General features: G+C 59.1%; 10 protein-coding genes, 2 pseudogenes and 1 other annotated feature. Of the genes and pseudogenes, 2 read left to right on the forward strand and 10 right to left on the reverse strand.

Features of this window, described 5'->3' with window-relative positions; genetic code table 11:
* From QZ326_RS08145 to glmS, 7 genes and pseudogenes are all read right to left on the reverse strand, one after another.
* Nucleotides 1–159, reverse strand: a pseudogene (locus QZ326_RS08145) (tyrosine--tRNA ligase); the annotation flags it as partial.
* 52 nt (nucleotides 160–211) lie between these two features.
* Nucleotides 212–457, reverse strand: a binding site (T-box leader).
* Between the two features lie 279 nt (nucleotides 458–736).
* Complete coding sequence (locus QZ326_RS08150; protein ID WP_295743724.1) at nucleotides 737–2,413, reverse strand: S-layer homology domain-containing protein; 1,677 nt, start codon at nucleotides 2,411–2,413, stop codon at nucleotides 737–739.
* A 253-nt stretch (nucleotides 2,414–2,666) separates the two neighbouring features.
* A complete protein-coding gene (locus QZ326_RS08155; RefSeq protein WP_295743727.1) occupies nucleotides 2,667–3,434 on the reverse strand; it encodes a hypothetical protein in 768 nt (255 codons plus the stop codon).
* A 99-nt stretch (nucleotides 3,435–3,533) separates the two neighbouring features.
* The gene (locus QZ326_RS08160; protein ID WP_295743730.1) at nucleotides 3,534–4,916 is read right to left on the reverse strand and encodes a permease prefix domain 1-containing protein; all 1,383 of its coding nucleotides are present in this window, start codon (nucleotides 4,914–4,916) and stop codon (nucleotides 3,534–3,536) included.
* Nucleotides 4,909–5,250: a PadR family transcriptional regulator gene (locus QZ326_RS08165; RefSeq protein ID WP_295743732.1), complete on the reverse strand. Its 342-nt coding sequence runs from the start codon at nucleotides 5,248–5,250 to the stop codon at nucleotides 4,909–4,911. Before QZ326_RS08165 ends, QZ326_RS08160 begins: the two co-directional genes overlap by 8 nt.
* Before the next feature lie 147 nt (nucleotides 5,251–5,397).
* Nucleotides 5,398–6,216 (reverse strand): MerR family transcriptional regulator, encoded by an 819-nt coding sequence (locus QZ326_RS08170; protein WP_295743735.1) that lies wholly within the window; start codon nucleotides 6,214–6,216, stop codon nucleotides 5,398–5,400.
* Between the two features lie 142 nt (nucleotides 6,217–6,358).
* Entirely contained in the window at nucleotides 6,359–8,200 is a 1,842-nt protein-coding gene (gene glmS / locus QZ326_RS08175; RefSeq protein ID WP_295743737.1) for a glutamine--fructose-6-phosphate transaminase (isomerizing), read from the reverse strand.
* 343 nt (nucleotides 8,201–8,543) lie between these two features.
* Between glmS and QZ326_RS08180 the strand changes: the two genes are divergently transcribed.
* Both QZ326_RS08180 and QZ326_RS08185 read left to right on the forward strand, forming a co-directional pair.
* Nucleotides 8,544–9,227, forward strand: a complete 684-nt coding sequence (locus tag QZ326_RS08180) for a DUF421 domain-containing protein (protein ID WP_295743739.1) — start codon at nucleotides 8,544–8,546, stop codon at nucleotides 9,225–9,227.
* Nucleotides 9,224–9,604 carry a DUF4363 family protein gene (locus tag QZ326_RS08185; protein WP_295743742.1) on the forward strand — a complete coding sequence of 127 codons (381 nt, stop codon included), beginning with the start codon at nucleotides 9,224–9,226 and terminating at the stop codon, nucleotides 9,602–9,604. Before QZ326_RS08180 ends, QZ326_RS08185 begins: the two co-directional genes overlap by 4 nt.
* A 3-nt stretch (nucleotides 9,605–9,607) precedes the next feature.
* On the opposite strand, the gene nrdR is transcribed toward QZ326_RS08185, so the two are convergent.
* The 3 genes and pseudogenes from nrdR to QZ326_RS08200 form a co-directional block, all read right to left on the reverse strand.
* Nucleotides 9,608–10,066, reverse strand: a complete 459-nt coding sequence (gene nrdR, locus QZ326_RS08190; RefSeq protein ID WP_295743745.1) for a transcriptional regulator NrdR — start codon at nucleotides 10,064–10,066, stop codon at nucleotides 9,608–9,610.
* 188 nt (nucleotides 10,067–10,254) lie between these two features.
* Nucleotides 10,255–10,782, reverse strand: a complete 528-nt coding sequence (locus QZ326_RS08195) for a hypothetical protein (RefSeq protein WP_295743748.1) — start codon at nucleotides 10,780–10,782, stop codon at nucleotides 10,255–10,257.
* Nucleotides 10,783–10,915: 133 nt separating this feature from the next.
* Nucleotides 10,916–11,237 (reverse strand): annotated as a pseudogene (locus tag QZ326_RS08200) (hypothetical protein); the annotation flags it as partial.

Here is an 11,237-nt window from a genome sequence, read left to right on the forward strand (position 1 = left end):
GCACAGGGCCATGAAGTGGCCGACGTGCAGAGAGTCCGCTGTGGGGTCAAAGCCGATATAGAATACTGCCTTACCGTTGTCCACCAGCTCCTTGATCTCCGCCTCATCAGTCACCTGGGCGATGAGGCCACGGGCCCGCAGTTCCTCGTAACAGGTCATGTTGTGTCTTCTCCTTTTGTCAAATCAAATTCGCCCTCTGTCCCGGGCCGGGACAGAGGGCGAAACAGGTTCGCGGTACCACCTCTGGTTCACCGCCTCCTCACAGAGACGGCCTCAGGCCGTGCCAACACACGACAGCGCGGTAACGGGCGCACCCGGAGCACGCCTACTGGGCCATAAAGCCGTTGGGGTGCCGGCTCTGAGGGGTATTCTCCGTCCGGCCCTCTCCCCTTTTCAGCAAAACAGGGGCTCTCTGCGCAGCGCCTATGCGGATACTCTTCCTCTTCATCGCCGTATACACGTGGGATTATAAAGGATGAACACCAGTTTGTCAACAGGTTTCTTCCATCCTCCCGGTCTCTTCGGTCTCCTTTAAATTGCCACGCCTGATATAAATGCTTTCAGACAGCTTGCTCCATATCGTGTCCTCCCATATGCTTGTATGCTTGCTGCTGCGAATCTTAAAATGTCTGGTCTGCCATGCGGATGCCACTCTTTTGTCCTTCATCTCCGCCTTCCTGTCTCTGACGGTTTCTTCCTGAAAGAGGCGGCAGGCCCACAGGCCTGCCGCCTCTTTTTACCATGGGATAAACTGGATGTTGGCATCCACCCGGCCGCCAATACCGGCGATGGAACAGTTGCTGGTGAACTGCCAGTAATCCATCTGGTAACGGATGGTGGGGTACAGCTTCTCCGAGGAGTCGCTCTTGTACTCCGGATACCAGCTGAGATATGGGGCGATGGCACCTTGGTCATATTTGACATAGCTGACATAGGTCCCCGCATAGATCATGGGTGTGTAGCCCGCCTCCGCGATCCGCTTGCAGAAGGCAACGGCGCAGGCGGTGGCCATTTCCGGCGTGGTACCGTAGACCCGGTATGTGGAATCGTGCATCTCCCAGTCGTAGGCTACAGGGCCATTGATCTCGTGGTCCCGCAGCAGCTCGATGACAAAGTCCGCCTCCTCAATGGCCTCTTCCACGGTGATGGCTTGGGCAAAGAAATATACGCCGGTCTCAATGCCCGCCGCCATGGCCCCGTCGATGTTCCGGGCGTAGTAGGCGTCTGCGTTAATGCCGCCGCTGGAGTAACCCCGCAGGCCGATGCGCACCATGGCGAACTCCACACCGTCGGCGGCTACGGCCTCCCAGTCGATTGTCTCATTTGCGCTGGCCCGGTTCTGGTATGCAGACACGTCGATTCCGAAACGGGTGCGAAAACGGTTCCCGGTGTAGATCAGGCGGTCCCCGGTGTCGTTCCACATGAAGTCCCCCTGATAGAGCTGGATGGGCTCCGCGTCGGCGTAGACGGGGATCTGCCGCTTGTCGTACTCAAAAGTCTCCCCAGTGGTGATGCCCGGGGTGTAGACCTCACTGGGCTGGATACCGGGCCCCGCCGGTGTCACTGGTATCACCGGCGTCTGAATCTCCCCTGGCTGTGCGGGGTCCGTGGGCACTACCTGGAACACCGTGGGCTCCACACCGCTGAAATTCCGAATGGCCCCCTGGACTGCCACGTTATTCAGCGTCACAGGCCCGGAGATACCGGGAGCCAGGATCAGATCGCCGGTAACCGTCATATCCGACAGAGATGCGCCGCTCTCAGCATTGATCATCAATGTGCCGTTCACATCGGCAGAGTAGTTCACCGGCTCCTGCACCAGCACCTGGATCATGTTGTTCAGGATACTGACGATCTCCGCCCGGGTGATGGGGGTCTGGGGACGGAAATAGCCGTCCTGGCTGTCGGTGATGTAGCCGCGGGCTGTCATCTCCGCCACCGGTCCCTGGGCATACTCCGCGAACTGCTCCGCGTCCAGATAGGGCAGGCTTACCGTGAGGGCATCAATGCCGAAAGCCCGGGCGATCATAGTCACCGCCTGCTGGCGGGTGATGGTGTCCGAGGGAAGGGCCCTTCCATTGTTGCCCAAGTATATCCCGGCGGCGTTGAGCTTCAGGATCGCCGATTCCCAGTAGGTCCCCGCCGTGTCGGAAAAGGTCTCCGCCGGGGCCTGGACCTGGAACTTCAAAAACCGGTCCAGAATGCCGGCAAAGGCTCCCCGGGTGATGGAGTTGTCGGGACGGAAGGTTCCGTCCTCGTACCCTTGAATGATCTGGTACTCCTCGCTCCACTTGGCGATGGCTTCCGCGGCCCAGTGGGCCTCGGTGTCAAAGAAGGCGGCGGAGACCGGGGTCATAGCCAGCGCCCCCGCCAGCGCCGCGGCCAGAAGGCGTTTTGGAAGTCGAATGTGCATGGCGGCAGTTCCTCCCTGTCGAAATATGTCGGCACGAAATGAAAAAAACACCGCGGCTCCGGAAAGAGCCGCGGTGTTATGTCACCTTTAGGCGCCGTTTCCTCATTATACCGGAAAAATTACGCAGGGTCAATATCTCTTTCCGGCTTATTTCTTCCAAACTTTACGTTTGGAAGAAATAAATACCATCTTTGGGGGCCGCAGCCGCTTACGACAGCGAGTGGAACGGCTTCAATCATGCCATAAAACGCCGTCAAAAACTGGTAAACAGTGCGTCCAGATAGGCAAACCGCCGGGGGCCGTCGGTGCCGGTCAAAGGGTCATGGATCACATTGAAGACGATTACTGGCTCCGTGTCCCTTAGCAGCGACTCCGCCCGGGCCAGAAAGGCGGTAATCTCCGCCTCGTCCGCGTCTCCCTCCTGTGGCTCACCGTCCCCGGCCGGGAAGAAAATCCGCTCCCGGACATCATCCAAAACCGCGCCGTTCTCTCCCAGAAAAAACTGGGCCGTCTGAAAGTCTCCCCGGCCCGATGCGGTATAGGGCGCGTACCACACAAGATAGTCCGCCCCCTCTTCCTTTTTCAGGTACAGCTCCCCCCACTGGCTGTGCTCCGCGCCGCAGGCGAACTCGTAGATGGGCAGAACCTCTCCGCCCTCTCCCGCCCACAGTACCGTCACCTGGGCCCGGGTGAAGCTGTCGGCGTCCAGGGTGCCGCCATGGAGCGGCACAGGCTCTCCGGCCCGGCTGTTCTCCACCGTCAGGACCAGAAGCTCCTCCACACCGTCGTGGGTCAAGTCCGTGTAGACGGCGGAGCAGCTGGCCTCGTTGTAATGATTCATAAAGTATGTACGCAGAACCTGCCGGGCCTCGTCCGCGTCCAGCGCCGGCTCCGCCGCGGGCTTTGGCAGACGGTCCTCTGCGGTGCTCTGGAGCCATCCGCCCTCCCACCGGGCCAGAACAAGGGTCAGCGCCGTGGCAAAAAACAATCCCATCATGCTCAGGGCGTGCCGTTTCTCCATTCCATCATCCTCTGTCTATAATCTCTCTGATTATAAAGACGCTTGAGGGGGCCAATTTGTTTCACCGATTTTCCAAGTTTGGTAAAAATAACAAAAATCTCATGTTTTCATGGAGGAAATAATTGATATTTTTACCCGCCACGGAAACACGGACTGCCGCGTTTCCTCCGGCGGCTCATTTCTGAGGATACTGCCGCCCCGGAACACGGACAGGGCCAGACCAATGAGCGCCAGATCCAGCACCGTGTGAAGATTTCCGACAATCAGAGGCAGATGGGATGAAAACATCACAAAACCCAGATTCAGCGCGGCGCTGAACAGAGTCTCCAGTCCCAGACTCATTACCACCGCCAGCGCCGTCAGGCGGCCCAGCTGCTGTTTCTGCCGCAGGCACCGGATCAGAAGCCAGACCAGCAGGGCGGCAATCGCCGCCATCAGCAGAAGATAAGCCAGCCAGCCCCATCCCACCAGCAGCTTCAATGGCACAAAATCCTGATCCATACTAAATTCCACATAGCTCTTCTCACCGAACCAACTGCAGTATGCCCTGCCGCGGCTTGCAATGCCAAACGAGGCGTGTTCATCCCGCCGGATGAACGGGACATCCCGCAGCGTCATTCTTGTCATCCAGCCCCAATATCCGCTTCCATAGGGGTCCAGCTCCGGATGGAACGCAAAACGCAGTCTCATGATGAAGGACGCTCCGTAACCCATTCCGAAAAAGAGGACCGGCACCCCCACAGCCAGAGCCAGCGCGGTTCCGGCAAATTTCCACCGGCCGGGACCGAACCACCCCATCCGGACAGCGCACAGCAGAAGAATCAGGCCGCACACCAGCAGAATAAACAGTCCGAAGCTGAAAGGGGCCAGCATACAGATCAGCGCCAGCGGAATCCCTCCGGCAAGTGCCAGAACAAAATGTCTCCAGCTGCTTCCCCGGCAGCTGTACAGCCACAGTGCATATACAACCGGATAGAGCAGGATGATGTAGCGAGTGTAATAAGCGGCGTTGTTGACATGGGGCAGCAGCCAGGACAGCACACCCGCCGCCAGCGCCCCCGCATAGACGGCTCTGGGATGGCGGACCAGAGCCGTAAAATCCCAAAAATACGCCCCCAGCAGGGCCGCCGTCCCCAGCGTCAGCGCCAGAGCCGCCATGACCGGGCTGACAGCGTCCGCTCCATCCCCCCGGGTAAGCCAGACCCGCAAAAACGCCCCCACGCAGGCCAGGGCAATAGTCAGACCCAGCAGCCCCCACTGGGGCCTGGGCCGGTGGAGCCGGTCCAGCTCCGTGCCCACAGACACCGGGTCCCCCATCTCCTCTACCGCCAGCCGCTCGGCATCCTCCAGGCCCTCCGCCGCAAAAGCGTCCCGCTGGTCTTCCAGGTGGCGGCGCAGCTCCAGAGAAACCACGGATCGGGCCCGCCTCCAGCGGATCTGCTCCTCCACCGCCTCAATATACCCTTGAATGGTCTCAGGCAAAGCAGGCGCCCCCCTTCAAAACCCTTCCCACAGCCTGGGCGTAGGCGTTCCACGCCGTTTCCTTCTCCCGCAGGGCCCCATGGCCCCGCTTCGTCAGGCGGTAGTACCGCCGGGGCTTCCCGGCGGCGGCCTCTCCCTCGTAAGCGGTCACCAGCCCCTTCTCCTCCAGGCCGTGGAGCAGGGGGTACAGCGTCCCGGCCTTCAAGTGAAAGGTGTCCTCAGAGCGGCGGCGCAGCTCCTCGATCATCTGGTAGCCGTATTTGTCCCCGTCCTCCAGCAGCTTCAGCACCAGCATGGCCATACTGCCGCTGACCAGACTCCTGTCCAGTTCCATAGCGGTCTCCTCCTTTATATAGGTTATCTATATAATATATTGGCATCCGATATATGTCAAGAAAAACTGAGCGGCGTTTCCAAAAAACGCCGCTCAGCTCTGTCAGGTGTTTCGGACCGGATGCCGGGTCAGGAGTTTCCTTCGGCCTCACTTCCGCCGCACAGGATAGCAGACCTCCGTCAAAAACTCGTCGGGGTTCCGGGTCTCATGGGGGCTGATGTGATAGATGTTGAAAAACAGCCCGTCAAACTCCCAGCCGTTCTCCCGCACCCAGGCGGCTACCGCCTGATTCACTTCGCCAATCTGGTCATAACTCCCCCGGAAAGTGGCGGAGGCCACCTGCACCGCCGGCACGGTCTTGAATTTCACGTGCTCCGTGTCGGGATAGGTCCCCACCACGTTCTTATGAATTTCCACATCCACGTCCTGGTCTTTGAATTCGCCGTCATAATACATGGCAGTGCAAAGAACCGGGTCCCCGTCCTGAATGTTCATCCGGGCGGTCTCCTGGCAGTAGATATGCCACAGGTCACCCTCCCGGTCATAGTTGGGGATAATCTGCCGGACGCTGGCCACGGTCCGCTCCGGCACCGTCTTGATCGTCACATCGTATTTCATCTTTGCTTCGTCCTTTCTCAGCCGTTCAAGGGCTGTGTCCAGGAGCCGCAGACGCCGCTCCGCCTCCTCCAGCGCCGCAGAGGCCTCCGCCCGCTTCAGCCGCAGGCAGCGCTCCAGCAGCGCCGGATCATCATAGCAGTCCAGCACTTCAGAAACCGCATTTGCTGTAAAGCCCATATCCTTTAATGCTCTGATCCGGTTTGCCGTGAGGAGCTGGTACTCGCTGTAATAGCGGTAGCCGGTGAAGGGGTCGGTGGACTCCGGGGTAAGCAGGCCGCTCTCGTCGTACTGGCGTAGCAGGCGGATGCTGATCCTGGACAGTTTTGAAAATTCGCCGATTTTCAGCATGGCGTGTTCCTCCACATCGATGTGAATCTTGAGCTCAAAAACAGCATAAGCCCTCCCCCGGGGTGAGAGTCAAGAGGCATTTTGAAAAAATTTTTGCAGCGGATAAAATCCCGCCCGCGCCTTTCGACGCGGGCGGGCAAAATTATTCCACAGTAACCGATTTCGCAAGGTTCCGGGGCTTGTCAATGTCGCACCCACGCTGCAGCGCCACATAATAGGCAAACAGCTGGAGGGGCACGATGCCCAGAGAGGGTTGGAGCACAGGATGGGTGTCCGGCACGGCAATCACCGCATCGGCGGTCTTTGCCATCTTCTCCCGGAAGCCCTCTGTAGTGATGGCCAGAACCTCCGCGCCCCGGGCCTTTACCTCCACCACATTGCTCATGGCCTTGTCAAACAGCGGCCCGTAGGTGCCCAGGGCCACCACCAGCGTTCCCGGCTCAATGAGGGAGATGGTACCGTGCTTCAGCTCGCCGGAGGCGTAGGCCTCAGAGTGGATATAGCTGATTTCCTTCAACTTCAAAGAGCCCTCCAGGCCCATGGCGTAGTCCAGATTCCGGCCGATATAGAAGACGGAGCTGTGGTTGAAATACCGGGATGCAAAGTATTGGGTATCCTGAAAATTCTCCAGATATCGCTCCATCTTCTCCGGCAGAGTCCGGAGCTCCTCCAAAATGGCGTCATACTCACTCTGTTCCACAGTACCCAGCAGATCCGCCAGATACAGCCCCACCAAATCCAGCGCCGCCAGCTGGGTGGAATATCCCTTGCTGGTGGCCACTGCGATCTCCGGCCCGGCCCAGGTGTAGAGCACATCGTCCGCCTCCCGGGCAATGGAGCTTCCCACCACATTGCAGATGGCCAGCGTCCTGCCTCCCAGGCGCTTGGCCTCCCGCAGGGCGGCCATGGTGTCCAGCGTCTCGCCGGACTGGCTGATGGTGATGACCAGGGTGTTCCCGTCCACAAGGGGCTCACTGTACCGGAACTCCGAGGCCAGCACCACCTCTACCGGCCGCCGCAGCAGCCGCTCCCAGACATACTTCCCCACGATCCCCGCATGATAGGCGGAGCCGCAGGCTACCATGTAGATGTGAGAGATCTTCCGGGCGTACTCTGCCGTCAGGGTGATGTTGTCCAGCACGATCCGCCCCTCTCGGATACGGGGGGAAATGGTCTTGCGGATGGCCTCCGGCTGCTCCAAAATCTCCTTGAACATGAAGTGGGCACAGCCGCCCTTCTCCGCCGCGGATACATCCCAGTCCACTATATTGTACTTTTTGTCCACCGGAATAAGCTCATCATCAAACACATCAATGCTGTCCGGCGTCACCACGGCAATCTCGCCGTCCTCCATATAGATGACATCCCGGGCGTATTTGATGATGGCTGTCACGTCTGAGGCAATAAAATTGCCGTTTTCGCCCTTGCCCAGAATCAGCGGGCTGTCTTTCCGGGCGGCAATCAACGCGTTGGGATAGTCGGAACAGATGATGCCGAAGGCATAGGAGCCCTCGATCCGGCGCAGGACCCGGCCCACCGCCTCCAGCATGTTATGGCACTCATTGTAGTGGTACTCCAGCAGTTGGGCCACCACCTCCGAGTCCGTGTCGGAGGCGAAAGTCACCCCCAGTTTCATCAGGTGTTCCTTGAGATCCAGATAATTTTCGATGATGCCGTTGTGAACCAATGCAATACTTCCGTTCTCGCTGACATGGGGATGGGCGTTGACATCGTTGGGCTCCCCATGGGTGGCCCAGCGGGTGTGGCCAATGCCCAGCGTCCCCGCCAGATCTGCCCCGCCGTGGGTCAGGTCCGACAGTACCCGGAGCCTTCCCTTGGTCTTGCGGACCTGAAGTCCCATTTCCTCCGAGCGGACGGCAATGCCGGCGGAGTCGTACCCGCGGTACTCCATCCGCTCCAAACCGTCCAGCAAAATAGGGGCGGCCTGATCCTGCCGTCCCGCAAATCCAATAATTCCACACATGCTAAGAAAAACCTCCTGATTTTGATCAAGAGGACAAACGCGCAGAATCTGTCGCTCTCTCCGCGGCCGCGGCCTCTTTGTTTTGCGGTCACCCGCATATTTCAAGGCCCGCGTCACGCACCCGCGGGATACGGAGGGACATCCGCCGAATTTTCGATCCTTCCCTCTCCTCGTCATCCTGTAAAGTTGAATCGCATTACAGGCACTGGCGCTTTTGATGGGTACCTCCCATTATCCTCCTTTCTACCTGCGCTTTATATGATAGTGCCTCTTTTTCAAAGGCAATATCCCGGAATAATTTCACGGCGGAAGGAAAGACTATCCAGACGGAGGGAACCCGCCTATGATGACCGCCTTCGCACGCACCATAATACTCTATTTTCTCATCATGATCGGCCTGCGGCTGATGGGCAAGCGCCAGATTGGCGAGCTGGAGCCCAGCGAGCTGGTGCTGACCATGATGATTTCAGACCTGGCCACTGTGCCTATGCAGGATTTCGGCATCCCGCTTCTGGCCGGAGTCATTCCCATTTTGACGCTGCTGAGCCTCTCCATGCTGATGAGCCAGCTGTCCTTGTGGAATCTCCGGTTCCGGGAACTGGTGTGCGGCACCCCCGCCGTACTGATCCGCCACGGGGTCATCCAACAGCAGACCATGCGGGAAAACCGCTACACCCTGGACGAGCTTCTGGAGGAGCTGAGAAGCCAAGGCGTCTCTTGTGTAGAGGACGTAAAATACGCCATATTGGAAAATTCCGGCCAGTTGTCCGTCCTGCCCTGGTCCCGCCAGCAGCCCCCAACCGCCGCCCAGCTGCATCTGGAGGTGGAGGACGATGTGACACTGCCCACAGTCCTCATCAACGACGGGCGGATCCTGCATAAAAATCTTGCCGCCTGCGGCCATGACCGCGCATGGCTGGAGACTCAGCTGCACCAACAGCTTCTCTCCTCCCCTAAAGAGGTCTTTCTCCTGACCCTGGACGAACAGGGCCGGGTATCCTGTGTAAAAAAGGAGCACCATCCATGAAAGGTATCCTGCCGCCTCTGACCCTGCTGGCAGTCCTGCTGGCCTTCGCCCTGTGGAATGGAGGCCAGATCACCGATGATACCGCCCGCTGGCGGACACAGCTGCAGGCAGCGGATACGCTGGCACAGTCCGAGGACTGGGCCGGAGCCCTCTCTGTCCTGTCAGACAGCTATGCGGACTGGAGCAGACGCCAAACTTACCTCCACATCGTCTCCCAACACAGCGCCGTGGACGAGGCGGAGTCTATGTACTGCCGCTGTCAGGCCTTTGCCGCCACCCAGGAGCTCTCCGAGTTTCGGGCGGAGACTGCTGGTTTGCGGGAACAGCTGCGCCTGCTGGCGGAAATGGAGCGGTTCAGCCTCCGGAACATTCTGTAAGCCTTACTCGTTCTCCAACAACAGTTTATTCAGTTCCTCTTTAAAGGTGTCGATATCCTTAAACTGACGGTACACGGAGGCAAAGCGGACATAGGCCACCTGATCCACCTTCCGCAGGCGCTCCATGACCTTCTCCCCCACATCCTCGGTGCTGATCTCCCGCTCCATGCCGTTTTGAAGATCCTGCTCGATCTCGCCGGCAATCCGCTCCAGGTCCGCCAGGGGCACAGGACGCTTCTCACAAGCGCGGATCATGCCAGAGAGCACCTTCCGCCGGTCAAAGCTCTGGCGGCTGCCGTCCTTCTTCATGACCACCATGGGAAGGCTCTCCACCGTCTCATAGGTGGTGAACCGCTTGCTGCAAGAGAGGCACTCTCTCCTGCGGCGGATGCTGGCCCCCTCCTCGGCGGGCCGGGAATCGATGACCTTGCTCTCGCTGTACCCACAAAACGGACATTTCATAAAAATGGCCTCCCCTTCTGCGCACCGGCAGTCCGCCAGCGCTGTTTCTTCTGCAGCCGTCCGTTTGACCGGATTTTGCAGTGGACGAACATATTATGGGGATTATATCACAAAAATACCGGATGTGGTATACATAATTTTGGTTTCAGAAAAATTTTTTCTCCCCCCATTGGGTAAAACGCGGTGTGTTACGGAAATACCGGACGATCCTCACCGTCGAAGACGAAGACGGCGTATCTCTCGCCATGGATAGACCGGATGCTGGCAAAACAAAAGAGTGTGGGCAGCGGAAACGGTTTTCCGCTGTCATAGGGCAGGGCCAGGAATCGCCTCCCTCTGTCAGTCCGGACCAGCGCCCCTGCGATACCCTGCAGCCGCTTTCGCAGCCAGGGAGCACGAAACAGCGTCTCCGCGTCCGGTACGGCCTGCCACGTCTCGCGGTCTTCCTCCGCCGCAGGCCGGACCTCGCCCCGCAGCAGCCGTCCCAGGGGCTCCGTCATCCGTCTGGAAAACCGCCGCCGGATCACTGCCTCCTGCCCTGAGGGCTCCAGAACCCCCAGCCGTAGAGAGTCCTTCTCCCCCACGGCCCAGGCGCACCACAGTCTCCCCTCTTCCGGCAGGCGGCAGCGGGCGTCGAACCAGGTGTAGAGAGCCTCCTGCTCCACAATCAGCTCCCCCGCCGCCCTGCCGTCCAGCAGCATTGGAAATTTATCCATACATCCCTTGCTCATGTGAACACCTTCCCGCCGGAGGAAAATTCAGCGCACCGGGTCAGGGACCGCGGACATAGAAAATACCCCGCCTGTGCCAATCTATGCACAGGCGGGGCCAATTATGTAATATTTCCAATCAGGTGATGGTATACGATCCCCGTACCAGCAGTTTTGTGGTAGCGGCAGTGGCCCGGACGGCCCGGTTCTCAATGGTCATCATATAGAGGTGGTTCTGAACCAGGGCGCCACCGTTGTTCAGCGTCCCGGCGGTAGTCTCGTCGATCAGTCCCGGCGCGGAGGGCGTCACACAGACGGCGGTGCCTATCCGCAGCATCACCTCGCATCCGATATCCCCTGTCAAAGTCTGCCCGTTGTACAGCGTCACTACGGTGAATACAGCCGCCGTAGAAGTCCCAATACCGGAGACCTGCCCTCCCAGCTGTCCACTTCTGGCCGCA

Source organism: uncultured Oscillibacter sp., from assembly GCF_910587525.1.
GTDB lineage: Bacteria > Bacillota > Clostridia > Oscillospirales > Oscillospiraceae > Oscillibacter.